The organism is Prevotella communis, from assembly GCF_022024175.1.
Classification (GTDB): Bacteria; Bacteroidota; Bacteroidia; order Bacteroidales; family Bacteroidaceae; genus Prevotella; species Prevotella communis.
Genome location: NZ_CP091794.1, coordinates 906,755 through 922,776, shown reverse-complemented (window position 1 = coordinate 922,776; position 16,022 = coordinate 906,755). Strand labels below are relative to the sequence as shown.

Below are 16,022 nucleotides of genomic sequence, written 5' to 3'. Positions count from 1 at the left end.
TGTTTTTAAGTTAATAAATATAAAGTTTATTACTGCATTTTCTTATAGTACTTTCTTACTGTGCCATCAGCACGCCGCTGAATAATTAGTCCCTTGCCATGCGTATCCGAGAGCCGGCGTCCCAACAGGTCGTAGGTTTGAGGTTTGATATTGGAGGCTTGAGGTTTAAATTGCTCAATACCGGTCTTATCACCTCCCATGAAATCAAACGAGATCAACCCGTCTTCCGTCATCTGGATATTCGTGATAGACTTGTTCAGCTGGTAATCACCATCCCCGTTGGGATAGTTCATCTTAGGCGCAGGCACAGACGTTTCAGTCAGTTCGTTATTGATAAAAGAAGTAGAATCAGTAGTCCAGGGATAAGGTGATGTACTAAGATGGCGGTTTTGCATTCGTGGACTTACCGCATAGGTACCCAGTCTATTCTTATCCATATAATCGGTCCAGGCATCGTAGTCCATATTATCAGCATGCACCAACTCAAAACGACGCGCATTAGCGTTATTGTTCACCGTGTTACCTCTCCATACAGATCCGTCATAGTTGACATGATAGATAACCAGTCCCTTGCCTGGTGCCCCTGCATCCCAACCCTGATGCTGACGGTTCTCAAGCAGGAGCCATTCCGAGTCAGAATGCTTGATGCGATAGACCTTTCCCCCATCGGAAGCAGGTTTCAAGCCAGTAATGGTAGCCGGACTATCCAGGTCGGTAAAGGAAAGCCATCCCAGTATCCATTTCTCTACAGGCGTGAAGTTGGGCGGACACCATCCATAATTAGTAAAATTGCCACCATCCATCAAGTCCCACTCATCGCAAACGGAGTAAGCATTACCATTTACGGGATAGATATCCGGCAATCCCAAAGAATGCGTGAACTCGTGGCATACAGTTCCAATGCCGCAGGATCTGGGGTTACTCGTAGGCCACACCTCACCACTACAGGTATAGCTCTCAATTTTATAGCCATCCGGTGTTGTTATCGTGCCAAACGAAGACGTATTGGGCCATATATGTCCATATGCTACATCAGCCGACAAATTGCCAGGATATCCTGCATAGACATAGATCACCTGATCGACGTAGCGGTCGCCATCCCAGTCGAATACAGAGAAATCCATCCCAGGATTATCCGCTATCACCTTATTCGTAGCCTCCACTAAGACATCCTTGCCATAGTTTATTGTCTTGGACGTAGGATTATCATACGGCTGGGACTTTGTACTGACCTTCACAGGCCCATAGACATCAAACTGCAGGTTCAGGATACCATTCGACTGGTCTCGGAAATAATCAGCCACACAGCCAGGTCCATTGCCATCATTGAAGCCAGACTCATTGAACATCTTATGATAAAAGGTGTTCGGAGTGCTGGAATAGCTGAATGTCGTATCAGAAAATTCAACAAGAATCACCAATTGCCTGTACGTCTTCTCAGGATCCCAATTCGTCTTCGCTGCAGGAAGTTTCTTCACCCCGGCCCGATGACTCACCATTGCGTCATCAGTATTATCAGGCAAACAATCGCCATGCACAGGCGCGAATTCGCGCTGTGCATGGCCATAGATTGGCATCATGAGAAGAGCCAACAGGCAAATGATGTTTATTTTGCGCATGGAGTCCAGGGCTTCAAGGTCTTGAAGAAATCGTTGCCCTTATCATCTACGAGAATAAATGCGGGGAAGTCCTCCACGTCGATCTTCCACACAGCCTCCATACCCAGTTCAGGATATTCAACGCACTCAATGCTCTTGATAGAACTCTTAGAGAGAACGGCAGCCACGCCACCGATAGTACCCAGATAGAATCCACCATGCTTCTTACAAGCCTCAGTAACCACATCAGAACGGTTACCCTTAGCAATCATCACAAGCGATGCACCATTAGCCTGGAACTCATCCACGTAGGGGTCCATACGGTTAGCTGTTGTCGGACCCATAGAACCACAAGGATAGCCCTCTGGAGTCTTGGCAGGTCCGGCATACAGCACAGGATATTTCTTGAAGTACTCAGGCATACCCTCACCAGCATCCAGACGTGCCTTCAGCTTAGCGTGAGCGATATCACGGGCTACGATGATGGTACCCTTCAGGTTGACACGGGTAGAAACAGGATACTTGCTCAGCTCCTTACGAACGGCATCGATACCCTCGTTCAGGTCAATCTCAATACCCTTGCCGCCTTCACCGGGCTTGCGCAGCTCCTCAGGAATCAACTCTGTTGGATTCTCGTCCATCTTCTCCAACCAGATACCGTCGGCATTAATCTTTGCCTTGATATTGCGGTCAGCAGAGCAAGACACGCCCATACCGATAGGACAGCTGGCACCATGACGGGGCAGACGGATCACGCGGATGTCGTGAGCCAGGTACTTACCACCGAACTGGGCACCAAGACCAATCTTGTGAGCCTCCTTCAGCAGTTTCTCCTCCAAGTCTATGTCACGGAAGGCACGACCCGTCTCATCACCCGTAGTAGGCAGGTTGTCATAGAACTTGATTGAAGCGAGCTTCACGGTGAGCAAGTTCTTCTCAGCTGAGGTACCACCAATCACGAAAGCAATGTGATAAGGAGGACAAGCAGCTGTACCCAGAGTCTTCATCTTCTCTACGAGGAAAGGAATCAGCGTACCCTCGTTCTGGATAGTAGCCTTCGTCATGGGGTAGAAATAGGTCTTGTTGGCAGAACCGCCACCCTTAGCCACCATCACGAACTTATACTCGGCACCCTCGGTAGCCTCGATATCAATCTGTGCAGGCAGGTTGCAACGGGTATTCACCTCATCGTACATGTTCAGAGGAGCGTTCTGTGAATAGCGCAGGTTGTCCTGTGTAAAGGTGTTATACACACCACGGCTCAGCGCTTCCTCATCCTCAAAACCAGTCCAGATCTGCTGTCCCTTCTCACCATGAATGATGGCTGTACCCGTGTCCTGGCAGAAAGGCAGGATACCCTTGCAAGCCACGTCGGCATTGCGCAGGAACTGCAGGGCTACATACTTGTCATTCTCAGAGGCCTCAGGGTCAGAAAGAATCTTTGCCACCTGAAGGTTGTGCTCACGACGCAACATGAACTCTACGTCGTGGAAAGCCTGCTGAGCCAAAAGCGTCAGAGCTTCCTTTGATACCTTCACAATCTGCTTGCCTTCAAATTCAGCAGTAGTAATGCCTTCCTTAGAAAGCAGTCTATACTCGGTTTTGTCTTCGCCCACCTGAAACATAGGGGCATACTTGAATTCAACTGGTGTTGCCATAGTCTTGTTTTTTATTTAGTATTATGGGTACAAAAGTACAATAAAAAAACGAGACTCACAAACATGAGTCCCGTTTTTTTATGATATAGCCAGATTTAATATCCGAAGATTTCCTCAGTAGTCAGTCGTTTCACAGGACCATACTTCTCTAATGTTGCCATATCGAGGGCCTGCTCATTACCTAAGATGACGTAGCGATAAGGCTTACGCGCAATACGCTCATCAGCAAATTTCATGATGTCAGCCAGTGTCAGGTTGGGCATTGCCTCGTAGATACGCTGGTTGATATCGTAGTCAAGACCATTCTCCTGAGCTGTCAGCCAGGCATTAATCAGACCAAACTTCGTTGTACGCATACTGGCAAGACGCTTGATGATAGACTCTTTGGCAATCTTCAGGGCACCCTCACTCTGAGGTACTGAGTCAAGGATATGATGGAACTCCGCAATACAGTCGGCCATTTTGTCGTTCTGTGTGATGATATGCGTAAAGAACATATCCTTGTAATCCTGATGACTGGGCTGCATATAGTAAGCATAAGCATTGTAAGCCAGTCCGCGAGCCTCACGCAGTTCCTGGAAGACAATGCTGTTCATACCACCTCCGAAGAACTCGTTGAAGAGCGCCTGGACGGGAGCCTCCTCCGGATTCCATGCATTACCCTCATTGTGGTACATACGCATGTAGATATTCTGGGCATCATAAGGAGCCAGCAGCACCTCGTTGCTGTCGGTAGGCTGCATCACATAGTGCTTATTCTCAGGTACATCCTTCGTTGCCACGTTCGCCTGAGAAGCGTAAGAGGCCAAGGCGTCTGCCAGTTCATCCTCGCTCATCGGACCATAGTACAACACGGTGTGCTTGTACTGGGCAAGGTCTTTCAGCAAGCCAAGCAATTCCTCAGGATTGGTATTTGCCAGCGTATCGATAGAGATATCATGACGACGGGGATTGTAAGGACCGTATATGCCGTAGCTGGCCAGCATATCAAAGTTCGTGCGCTGGTCGGTCTTTGCATCCATACGCGACTTAGCCTCCATGCCCACAAACATCGCATAAGCCTCCTTATCCACCTTGGCATGCTGCATCAGGTGTTCCAGAAGAGCTACAGCCTGCGGCATATTCTCGCTGAGTCCGTTCAGGCTGACAGACAGGCTACGGTCGCCCACCTGGATATTGTAATTACAAGCCAGCTTATAGAACTGCTGTTTGATCTGCTCTGATGTCAATGAGTCGGTACCCAGATAGTCCAGATACTGGGCAGCATATCCATAACGCAAATCAGCCTCGTTGCCAAACTCATAGCGGAAAGCCAACTGAAAACGGCCGTTCTCCTTGTTCTGTACATAGATTGTAGGCAACTGGTCGTTGATATGTCCGAATGTCAGGTCCTTCTGGAAATCCACGAAACGAGGCTGGATAGGCTTCACCTCCAAGTTCTGGATATCCTTCACAAACTGACTCACATAGTCGCGGTTGGTGGGGATAGGCGTGATGGCCGGCTTGTCAATCTTCTTGATAGTCGGGTCTACGCCCTGCTTCTTGAATACCGTGACATAGTTGTTCACGAAATAGCGATTGGCAAACGCCACAATCTGTTCCTTCGTGATACCAGCCACACGGTCGAGAGCCTTCACCTCCTGTTCCCAGGGCGTACCGTTGATAAAGGCGTTGACAAACATTCTGGCACGTGCCTGGTTACTCTCCAAGGCGTTGTAATACTCCAACTTCAGGTTGTTGACAACAGAGGGCAACAGGTCGTCAGAGAAATCTCCGGCTTTCAGTTTCTCAATTTCCTCGAGCAACAGCGAGCGTACCTCCTCCAGGCTCTGTCCTTCCTTCGGTGTACCTCCCAGAATCAGCATTGAGTAATCCTGCATGGGAATAGCAGCACCCCATGCGCCCAACATTCTCATCTGCTGGTTGATATCCAGGTCCAGAAGTCCGGCGGTACCGTTGCTCAGCATCTGCTGGATAACCTGCAAAGTATCAGCCTGCAAAGAACTGGCCCTGTCGAATTTCCATCCCAGCCACAGATTCTCAGCCTCCAGGCCAATAACCGTTGTATCTACGGGGGCCGTCAGTTCAGGCTGCTTGTCGTAAACAGGCTGTTCTACATCCTCACCTGGCTGCCACTCACCGAAATACTTCTCGATGGTAGCCACCACCTCATCAGGATCAAAGTCACCACTCATACAGATGGCCACGTTATTGGGCACATACCATTTCTTGAAATAGTTCTTGATATTGGTGATGGAAGGATTCTTCAGGTGTTCCTGCGTACCGATGGTGGTCTGTGTGCCGTAGGGGTGCGTGGGGAACAACTTCGCCATCATGGCAGTATAGAGCTTGTCGCCATCATCCGTCAGACTGATGTTATACTCCTCATAGACAGCCTCCAGCTCCGTATGGAAACCACGAATGGTCATATTCATGAAGCGGTCGGCCTGAATCTTTGCCCAGTTATCAATCTCGTTAGAGGGGATATCCTCCACGTAGCAGGTCACATCGTTTGATGTGTAGGCATTTGAGCCCTCACTACCGATGGTAGCCATCAGCTTGTCGTACTCGTTGGGGATATTGTACTTGGCAGCCAACTGACTCACAGAGTCAATCTCATGATAAGCCTTCTTGCGAGCCTCAGGGTCGGTCAACTGGCGATAAGCCTCGTAGCGTTTCTCAATCTCCTCCAGATAAGGAGCCTCAGCCTCAGGGTCGGTCACACCGAAGTGATTCGTACCCTTGAACATCAGATGCTCCAGGTAGTGAGCCAGACCTGTGGTCTCTGCAGGGTCGTTCTTGGAACCCGTACGCACGGCGATATACGTCTGGATACGCGGTTCTTCCTTGTTGACGCTGAGATAAATCTTCAGTCCGTTCTTCAACGTGTAGATACGGGTCTGGGCCATATCGCCCTTCACCTCTTCATAGTCATACTTTGAGCAGCTGCTCAATGCAAGGCCCAACAAGGCCATTCCAAATAAAGCTTTCAGTTTCATGTCTATATAATTTAGTTTTCATAGTCAATCTCGTGGTCGAGTTTAGAGAGGAAGTCATCCAGTACCTCCTGTTCCACATCACCCATCAGGAACTCCTTCTCCGCATCCTTACGGATTTCAGCAATCCATGCACGGCGCGCCTTCACGTAGTCCTCACGGATACGCTCGCAGGCAGCCTCGTCAATCTCCGTCAGGTGATAGTAATCCAGAATCAGCTGATAGCTCCAAGCCCAACGGTAGTCGCTGTAGCTGTTATTGATGTCCTCAAAGCGCGTCAGCACCTGCTGGATATTATCAATGGTACCCTCCTTGATATCGTCTATCAGTCGCTGTTCCTCACTCTCAGGCAACAGCAGTCCGCTGAGGTCAGACCAGGCCCCTTTGCCTACCTCTGACTTCGGATAGCCAAAGAAGCCCTCTTTCTGAGCACGCTTCAGTACGGCACCCATGTAGATACGCAGAGCAATATCATAGTACTTCAAGCCCTTCATAAGTGAAGAAGCGTTGATGACATACTCGTGGAAATTATACGTCGTGACATTGTCGCCAGAAGCATTACGCAACGCCTTCAGAATCTCGATACCCTGGATAATCTCACCTACCGTGAAAGGAGATAGCCAGTCAAAATTGATGATACTCTTCTTCGACTGCTTAGAACGCTTGTCGCGTTTTGGCCATTTCTTGATATCACGATACAAACCTACAGTAGTGATATTTCTGCCAGGCACCAGATACATCGTATCCCCATAAGCGATAAGATAAGAGAACGGCAGGTTGCGCGTGTCAGGATGGTGCATCAGTTTGCCGAAGCATACAGAGAAAGCACCAATCGTGGCAGGCATCAGCACATACGAGCCAGAGGCCGTCTTCGTACCGCGCTCCAGCGTACCATAGTGCAAGGGTCCCATCTTGTAGGCGTGGTTCGAGAAGTTGGTGTTTGAACCAGCGTTGTAGAACGAGAACTGTCCGCCAATCAGCAGGCTTGACTTATGATGCGAAGCCGAGAACGGACCGCAGAAGGCGGCACAGGCCTCACCATTAGCCATGAATGAGTTGGCAAAGAACAGACTGGCCTCGGCCGTGAAGCCATTGGTAATCTGACAAGCCTCACCCACGAAGCAGTCCTGCATCTTCACGGAGTTATTAATCGAGCAACCGTCACAGATAATCGAGTTCTCGCAGATGACACCCGTACCGATAAATACAGGCGCATCCTCACTACTCAGGATTGTACACTCGTTCAGACGGGCTGCACCACTAATCTCGCAGTCGCCCTTAATCACGGTGTTGATGACATCCTTGGTATTGATAATCTTCACGCTGTTGCCAATGGTACCACGTTCCGGCGTTGAGATACGTACCTCATCGTCAATCAACTGGCGCAGACGGTTTACCAGGGCCTTGTCGCGATTATGCTTCACCATGAAAGCAGCCAACTGAGAGTTCAGTTCACGGAACAGCACGATATTGCCATCACCCATCTCGTTGAGTACGCTGATGGTAGAGCCCGCGCCATAGCTGGCTCCCTCGCGAGTCTCAAGTGTTGAGATATTCGAGATATAGCAGTCGTCACCAATGGTATAGTTATTGATGAAGTTGCCCACCTTCTCTATCAGACAGTCATCGCCCACGGTGACATTTCTCAACGTGGCATCGTTGATACCCGAGTGCTTATAGAAGCCCTGAGCCACCTCAATCTTTTTCTCGAACTTACCCAGGCGGATATCGCCATAGAATATCACACGGTGGAAGTTGTAGGGACGAAAATCCTCGTCAACCATTACCCTGTTCCAGTCCTCAGCCCAACATACGTTGTTCTCAAGCACCTGAATCTCTTCCTGTGTCAGTTGTCTGTACTCTCTCATAATTTATTTAATGTGTTAGGTTCAATTCTCTTCTATAGTATAGAGGAAGTCGTTATATGGATACTTCTGCACGTGCAGTTCGCGAACCTTATTATATAGCGTGGTGCGCAGTTCCTCGATATTCTCCTTGTTTTTAGCGCTAATGAACAAGGGAGCGGCAGCATATTCTTCACTCTTCACTTTGCCCTTTTCACTTATCTTGGCCATCCATGTCTTCTTCAACTCCTCCAATGACACGTTTTCCTTCGTAGGCTCCGTCAGGTCGTCTTCCTCCTGCGGCGTCCATGTGTAGGCATCAATCTTGTTGAATACCACCATCGAAGGCGTCTCCGAACAACCCAGTTCGCTGAGTGTCTGTTCTACCACCCGGATCTGGTCCTCGAAATCGGGATGCGAGATATCCACCACGTGTACCAGCAAATCAGCCTCGCGCACCTCGTCGAGCGTACTCTTGAAGCTCTCTACCAGGTCTGAGGGCAACTTACGGATGAATCCTACGGTATCGGCCAGCAGGAACGGCAGGTTCTCGATGGTCACCTTACGCACGGTTGTGTCGAGCGTGGCAAAGAGCTTGTTCTCAGCAAACACGTCGCTCTTCGACAAGAGGTTCATCAACGTCGACTTACCCACGTTGGTATAACCCACCAGCGCCACGCGAATCAGGCGTCCGCGGTTCTTGCGCTGGGTCGTCTTCTGCTTGTCAATCTCTGCCAGGCGCTGTTTCAGCAGGGTGATACGGTGCAGGATGATACGACGGTCCATCTCCAACTGCGTCTCACCAGGTCCACGCAGTCCCACGCTTCCCTTGCCGCCACCGCCGCCAGAGCCACCGCCCTGACGCTCCAGGTGCGTCCAGAGTCGCTGCAGTCGGGGCAGCATATAGCGATGCTGCGCCAGTTCCACCTGCGCCTTGGCTTCGGCTGTCTGCGCACGCATGGCGAAGATATCCAGAATCAGCGATGTGCGATCCAGAATCTTCACTTGCAGTTCCTTCTCAATGTTTCTGATTTGTTTAGCACTCAGTTCATCATCAAAAATCACCATACCCACAGGCTGTGGCATGTCTGCATCGCTCTCATAATCCTCGCGATGCTCCATGGCCTCGTCATAGGCATCCTCACACATCTTGATATACTGTCGTATTTCTTCCAGTTTTCCACTACCTACATAGGTCACACTGCTGGGACCGCCCACCTTTTGCGTAAAACGCTTCACGGTGCGAGCCCCTGCTGTCGTTGCCAGGAATTCCAGTTCGTCCAGATATTCGTTTGTCTTAGCTTCGTCCTGTTGTCCTGTAATCAGTCCTACTAATATGGCCGTCTCGGCCTTTGCTTCGGAGATGACAAATTCTTTCATTCAGTAAAATTATTATCGATAATCGCCGACAAAAGTAATAAATCTGTATGAAATATGCAAGGATTGAAATATTTTTCTTACCTTTGCAACCACAAAAACAACTACGATATGAAACGAATCCTACTATCTATCGCATCTGCAGCGCTATGTTTAGGCCTTACGGCACAACCCAAATATGATTATTCCAAGCTCAGTACGGAGCGTCTGGACCGCGGCGTGGTGGCCGTGCGTCAGGCGGACGGAAGTGCCTTCGTGTCGTGGCGCATCCTGCGTGACGACCGGAAAGGTGAGTCTTTCGATATTTATCGAAATGGCGTGAAGCTCAACCAAGCGCCTCTCACCAATGGCGGCTCTTTCTTCATTGACGAGAATCCCCTGGACGAGGATGCCACCTACGAGATTAAGGGAGGCACAGCCAAGGGACAGTTCACGCTTTGCCAGGATGCTCCCGTGGGCTATATCCCCATCAAGCTCAACAAGCCCGAGGGTGGCAAGGTGCCTACCATCCAACCTCAGCAGCGCCCAGGCAATAATGGCTGGCGATGGCGCGACACGGGCGAGTATGCCTATACCGCCAACGATGCCACCGTGGCCGATGTTGATGGCGACGGACAGTATGAGATTATCCTGAAATGGGACCCTACGAATGCACACGACAACAGTCACGACGGTTACACGGGGCCTACCCTCCTCGACTGCTACCGGCTGAACGGTGAACAGCTCTGGCGTATTGACTTAGGCCGTAATATCCGCTCTGGTGCCCACTATACGCCCTTCATCGTCTACGACTTTGATGGCGACGGGCGTGCCGAACTGATGGTAAAGACTGCCGACGGCACCCGCGATAGCGAGGGCCGCGTGATCGGCGATTCCGTCGTCGATCATAGAAACAAGGCAGGCCGCATCCTCTCTGGTCCTGAGTATATCAGCGTCTTCGACGGTCTCACGGGTCGCCTCCTCGACACCAAGCCCTATATCCCTGAGCGCGGCGAACTGAAAGCCTGGGGCGATGAAAAAGGCAACCGCTCCGAGCGCTATTTAGCAGGTCTCGCCTACCTTGGAGCGGTAGCCGCTCGGCCTTTGGACGCTTGCACGGCAAGAAATTCTTCACTTTTCACTATTCACTCTTCCCTTCCCTCCGCTGTTTTTTGTCGCGGCTACTACACCCGTTCCGTCATCGTGGCATGGGACTGGGACGGCAAGTCCCTGAAGGAGCGCTGGGTGTTTGACACCAATAATCCTGAGTGGCGCTCGTATGCCGGACAGGGTAATCACAACCTGCGCATTGCCGATGTCGACGGCGACGGCTACGACGAGATAACCTATGGCTCTATGGCCGTAGATCATGATGGCAAGGGACTCTACAATACCCGCATGGGCCACGGCGACGCCATCCATCTCATTGCCGACCCGAAGGACGACCGTCTCTACATCTGGGACTGCCACGAGAACAAGCGCGATGGTTCCGACCTGCGCGATGCCGCCACGGGCAAGGTCCTTTTCCAGATTAAGAGTACTGCTGACGTAGGCCGTTGTATGGCTGCCGACATCGACCCAACGAATCCCGGGGTGGAGATGTGGAGTGCAGATAGTCATGGTATCAGGAATATGAAGGGCGAGGTGGTCAACGCCGCCAAAGATTCCGACGACCCTCAACATAATAATTATCTGGTGATGGGAGGCCGCTGGCTCTCCATGAACTTCGGCATCTGGTGGGACGGCGACCTGCTGCGCGAGTTGCTCGACCGCGAGACGGTGTCGAAATACGACTGGCAGAACCGCAGGATTGTGGACCTGCAACGCTTTGACGGCCAGTTCAATAACGGCACGAAGTCCAACCCCTGTCTGGCCGCCGACATCCTGGGCGACTGGCGCGAAGAGGTACTGATTCGCAATCGTGAGAGCACAGAGCTGCGCCTCTACGTCTCCACGATTCCCACGTCCTACCGCATCAACTGTCTGATGCAGGACATCCCCTACCGTCTCTCCGTAGCCTATCAGAACGTGGGCTACAACCAGCCCTCAGAACCCGGCTACTACATTGGTCCTGATAAAACGGATTATCTGAAATAAAAGGAACAGGAATAAAAGAGTAAGAACCCCTACTCTACCACCTCGATATAGAAGGAAAAAGGACGGAACCCGTCGTTGCAACTGATCATCGCGCTCATCGGGTTCTTCATCCATCCGTCGTAAAAGTTGCCCTCACCACGAGCCAGCGACTCCACGAACTCACGCATAGAGTACCATGCCGACGGACACATGCCCTCAGGCTGCTGCCCATCGACGGAAATCCATTGCTGTCCCTCCCTGACATCGCAGGTATGCTCTATCGGGTTCTCGTATTTCGCCATCAGGTCCTCATAGACGGTTTGGCGCAGGGCTGTGATTCTTACCTTTTTCATCATTGTTGTCGTATCTGCTTGAAATGCAACTTCTGGGCTGCAAAGATAGCACTATTTTTCCATTTTATAGTCCATAATTCAGCTTTTATTTGTATATTTGCAACCAAAAGGTTAAATATTGAACTGCTATGACTTTTTTAGATTTAGTAAAACAGAGGTATAGCTGCAGAAGCTATCAGGAGAAGAGTGTGGAACAGGAAAAGCTGGACTACGTGATGGAGTGCGTCCGCCTGGCACCATCGGCCGTCAACAAGCAGCCGTGGATGTTCCGCGTAGTGAAGGACGAGGCCGAGAAGGCAAAACTGCGCGAGTGCTATAACCGCGACTGGTTCAATTCGGCACCGATGTATATCATCTGCAGCATCCTGCACGATCAGGAATGGGTGCGCAAGGACGGCAAGCATCATGGCGACATCGACATAGCCATTGCCGTGGAGCATCTGTGTCTGGCTGCTACGGAACAGGGCCTTGCCACCTGCTGGGTGTGCAACTTCAACGCAGAGAAATGCAAGGAGTTTTTCACCTTTGCCGACAACGAGGAGCCTGCCGTCTTAATCCCCATCGGCTATGCCGCCGACGAGCGTAAAGAGAAGATTCGCAAGGCAATAGAGGAAATTTACAAATAGAAAAAAGAATGAGACAAATCAATAAGCAAAGAAAGTTTTTGAAAAAAAATGATAAAATCCTTGGAGATATCAACAAGATTATGTATCTTTGCAATTGATTTTTAATGGTTAAGGTTTATGGTTGATTAACTTAGTATTCGAGGCCAGCAGTGATGCTCGCCTCGTTTTTTGTTTTTGAGTTTTCTAAAATCAGCATAGAAATGGTGACCGGTCATCACGATCAGTCACCATTTTTTCATACTAAACAAATACTATTTATGAATAAAAAATACCAGTTATTTAAAGTTCTGGACTGATGGCTGCTATCCAGGCGTCGATACGCACATCGGTCTTATCGTCCTCGTTGACATTATCGAGAGGCAGACCAATAAACTTACCGTCAATCACGGCCTCTGAGTCGTCGAAGGTATAGCCGTCGGTCTCTACGCTACCAATAAACTTGGCGCCGCTGCCCTTGATACCGTTGTAGAGTTCACCGATACCACCCACGAAGGTATCGCTATAGCATGAGCAGTCGCCACAGCCGAAAAGGGCGATAGTCTTGCCGCTCAGGTCACATGCCTTAAGCGTGTTCAGACCGTCGTACCAGTCGTCCTGCAGTTCGCCGGCACCCCACGTAGAAGTACCAAGAATCAGGTTCTGGTTGGCATTGACGATATCGGCCGTCAGGTCCTGTACATTCAGAGCCTCGCAGCCCAGTTTCGAGGCAATCTTCTCGGCGATAGCCTCGCATGTTCCTGTGGAGGAACCATAGATTACAATAGTTGCATTCATTTTTTTCATTCAATTTATATGGCTAATTATTCTTGATACACTTGCCGTCGCAATCTCCCTTGCATCCGTTCTTGCGTTTGCAGTAGCGCTCGCATTGGGCGCAAAGGTCGTAGCCCAACATCGTGCCAAGGATGAAATCCTCCTCAGGTGTCAGTTGGTTAAGCGGACGGGTGACGATGAGACGGATAGCCTCCAGACACTCGCGACGTCCGAAGTACACGTTGAGGTTTTTCTGACCGGCAGGCTGAAGCACGTAAGGGATACCCTGACTCTCCAGTCGCTCTATGGTCTGATCACCATATCTTTTATCGCAGGTGAACAGCACCATCTGGCGCACGCCCTTCTGCAGTTCGTAGATGTGGTTCATCAGTACTTTAATTTCCGTAGGAATAGTTGCCGTTCTCATCGTCATATTGCTTGTTATTTTCTGGGTGCAAAGTTACGGCGAAATATGAAAGTACGCAATACCTAAAAACGAGTGTTTTAAGCATTGCGCACTTATAAAGACCTGCAAAAGCAGATTAATCAAAAGTAGGTATTACAGCGTGATAGGTATCACCACCTTGAATGTGATATTGCGCCCCATGTTATATACGCCACGACGACCTGTAACCGCGTTCTCATCGGCATACTTCAAGCGACTCAGGTGGTTCTGATAGGCTTTGTCCAACAGGTTATCGGCTGTAAAATAGAATTCAGCCACCTTCTTTCCATGCAACTGAAGGTCTGTACCTGCCGAGAGCGAGAGCAAGGCATAGCCTGGCGTCTCCGTCTCAGTATCATCGGCACCATAGATGTGCGACTGCTTCAGGAAACAGTCTAGTCCGGCTGCTACATAAAGATTGTTGAGGAGCGAACGATGAGCCGCATCCGTTGTATGATGATGGGCAATCGTTGGGTGTGAATGGTGCGACAGTTCCCACTTCAACTCCGACGACCATTTTGGAGCAGGCGTAAAAGGCAGATACTTGGCACCTGGCGCCGCATGCATCTGTTGTGCATCAACATACGAGAATGCGTTTGAGAAATGCACGGAGTGGATGGGGTGAAAGTCCACACCAGCCTCGAAGCCCAGCAGTCGGGCATCGCCCTGGGTGTAGGCATAGGTGAGATAGCCCTCTTCCTTCTCTTCTGCCACACGATGCGTGAAGATATAATTGTTGATGCGATTGGCAAAGAGGGCCAACTGTGCCGATACATAGCGCGAGGTGAAGTCGAGACCCAGGTCGGCCTGCAGGCTGTATTCCGACTTCAGCTGCTGGTTACCCAGTTCGTAGCGCACAGAACCCTCGTGCACACCATTCGAAGCCAATTCACTCATGTTGGGCGTACGGAATCCACGGGCAATATTCATCTTCAGGTTCAGGTTGTCGCTCACATTAAGCACAGCCCCAATGCTGCCCGTCAGTCCATTGAAGTGGCGCGAGAAATCCGTGAAGCGCAGTTCATCATCCTCCATCAGTTCATAGCCATGCAGGTGGCGATGGTCATAACGCACGCCACCGTTCAGCGTCCAGCGGTCACCCAACTGCTTCGTGGCTGTGGCATAGAGGCCGAAGTCAAACAGGCGGTAGTCTGGAATCAGGTATTCCTCACCCTCGTTGCCCGATTTCTGATACATACCACCAATACCCGTAGAGAGTTTCCAGCCGTCAAACTCGTTGGTCACGTAGCGCAGGTCGTAGGTCAACGTGTGCAACTTGAAGTATAACTCATAGTCATCCATCGACTCCTCGAACTCCTGACGGCGGTTCTGCTGATAGCCGATGAGCGCCTTGAGATAACCCGACGAGAGGTTCAGCGAGTTGTCCCACACCAGTTTATAATGCTTCACCTGCTGAAAGGGCAGCGACTTCGAGTACTGATGCCCCGTCCATCCATTTTCATGTTCCAGTTCACCAGTTTGGGCGTCGCGCTCACCCTCCACGATACCAGGCGTCAGGTGATAGATTGCCCACGTCAGTCGTGAGTGTCCCCATCCTTTGTTCACCCCCAGCATCAGACGTCCTGCCCTTTCACAAAACTGCGAACCAGGCACGTAGCCATCATATTTATTCTTATAGGCATGAGCCATTTTGTCGCTGAAGCTGGCGTCCCATACAAAGCCTTTCTGATTGCCTGCCATCTGCAAATGATAGGCAAACAGTCCGTTATTGGTCTGATATTCTGAAGTTACGTTAGCCTTCATCTCGCCCTCGGCCAGCGTAGGCTGCTGGTGCAGAATCACCACACCCGCCATCGCGTCCGAGCCGTACATCAGCGAGGCCGGACCCTTCAGTATCTCCACACTGTTCACGCTGTTGCCGTCCACCTCTACGCCATGCTCGTCGCCCCATTGCTGACCCTCCTGGCGCACGCCATCACTCATCACCACCACGCGGTTGTATCCCAATCCGCGGATGATGGGTTTTGAGATGCTGCCGCCCGTGGTCAACTGACTCACGCCTGGCTGACGACTGATAGCATCGATCACGTTGGTCGAGGCCGTGGCCCTGAGAACCTGTGGCGAAACGATGCTCACGGGTGCCGTCACGTGTTTCAGTTTCGTATCGCCCGTCACGCCCGTCACCGTCAGCTCGTTTAGTTGCAAATGGCGATAGAACACGTCCGTCGAGTCCTCTGCATGTTGATGTTTATTGTTATGATTCTGTGCTGCCATTGCCATACTTACACACAGCAATGGCAGAATGATGTATTTCGATTTCATTCTGTCTTTATGATAATAATGTATATAAAAAAAT

11 protein-coding genes are annotated in these 16,022 nt (G+C 50.5%); 2 read left to right on the top strand and 9 right to left on the bottom strand.

Going from position 1 to position 16,022, the window contains the following annotated elements; translation table 11 throughout:
* Positions 1-29: 29 nt before the first annotated feature.
* The 5 genes from L6466_RS03600 to hflX all read right to left on the bottom strand — a co-directional run bounded on the left by L6466_RS03600 (position 30) and on the right by hflX (position 9,476).
* Positions 30-1,619 carry a M6 family metalloprotease domain-containing protein gene (locus L6466_RS03600; protein WP_237802058.1) on the bottom strand — a complete coding sequence of 530 codons (1,590 nt, stop codon included), beginning with the start codon at positions 1,617-1,619 and terminating at the stop codon, positions 30-32.
* Positions 1,607-3,256 (bottom strand): fumarate hydratase, encoded by a 1,650-nt coding sequence (locus L6466_RS03595; protein ID WP_091816894.1) that lies wholly within the window; start codon positions 3,254-3,256, stop codon positions 1,607-1,609. The genes L6466_RS03600 and L6466_RS03595 overlap by 13 nt, the downstream gene beginning before the upstream one ends.
* 95 nt (positions 3,257-3,351) lie before the next feature.
* Entirely contained in the window at positions 3,352-6,255 is a 2,904-nt protein-coding gene (locus L6466_RS03590) for a M16 family metallopeptidase (protein ID WP_237813080.1), read from the bottom strand.
* An 11-nt stretch (positions 6,256-6,266) separates the two neighbouring features.
* Entirely contained in the window at positions 6,267-8,120 is a 1,854-nt protein-coding gene (locus L6466_RS03585) for a DUF4954 family protein (RefSeq protein ID WP_237813079.1), read from the bottom strand.
* A gap of 21 nt (positions 8,121-8,141) precedes the next feature.
* Positions 8,142-9,476 (bottom strand): GTPase HflX, encoded by a 1,335-nt coding sequence (gene hflX / locus L6466_RS03580; RefSeq protein ID WP_237793316.1) that lies wholly within the window; start codon positions 9,474-9,476, stop codon positions 8,142-8,144.
* A 108-nt stretch (positions 9,477-9,584) separates the two neighbouring features.
* On the opposite strand from hflX, the gene L6466_RS03575 reads away from it, so the two are divergent.
* On the top strand, positions 9,585-11,549 hold the full coding sequence (locus tag L6466_RS03575) for a rhamnogalacturonan lyase (protein ID WP_237793317.1): 1,965 nt from the start codon (positions 9,585-9,587) through the stop codon (positions 11,547-11,549).
* 29 nt (positions 11,550-11,578) lie between these two features.
* On the opposite strand, the gene L6466_RS03570 is transcribed toward L6466_RS03575, so the two are convergent.
* On the bottom strand, positions 11,579-11,881 hold the full coding sequence (locus L6466_RS03570) for a TIGR04076 family protein (RefSeq protein ID WP_091817177.1): 303 nt from the start codon (positions 11,879-11,881) through the stop codon (positions 11,579-11,581).
* Positions 11,882-12,009: 128 nt separating this feature from the next.
* Between L6466_RS03570 and L6466_RS03565 the strand changes: the two genes are divergently transcribed.
* Positions 12,010-12,507, top strand: a complete 498-nt coding sequence (locus L6466_RS03565; RefSeq protein ID WP_237793318.1) for a nitroreductase family protein — start codon at positions 12,010-12,012, stop codon at positions 12,505-12,507.
* Positions 12,508-12,786: 279 nt separating this feature from the next.
* On the opposite strand, the gene fldA is transcribed toward L6466_RS03565, so the two are convergent.
* The 3 genes from fldA to L6466_RS03550 all read right to left on the bottom strand — a co-directional run bounded on the left by fldA (position 12,787) and on the right by L6466_RS03550 (position 15,988).
* Positions 12,787-13,281, bottom strand: coding sequence for a flavodoxin FldA (fldA, locus tag L6466_RS03560; protein WP_237793319.1), 495 nt, complete (start codon positions 13,279-13,281; stop codon positions 12,787-12,789).
* Between the two features lie 22 nt (positions 13,282-13,303).
* Positions 13,304-13,693 carry a DUF2023 family protein gene (locus L6466_RS03555; RefSeq protein WP_237793320.1) on the bottom strand — a complete coding sequence of 130 codons (390 nt, stop codon included), beginning with the start codon at positions 13,691-13,693 and terminating at the stop codon, positions 13,304-13,306.
* Positions 13,694-13,819: 126 nt separating this feature from the next.
* Entirely contained in the window at positions 13,820-15,988 is a 2,169-nt protein-coding gene (locus L6466_RS03550; RefSeq protein WP_237813078.1) for a TonB-dependent receptor, read from the bottom strand.
* Between the last annotated feature and the right edge of the window lie 34 nt (positions 15,989-16,022).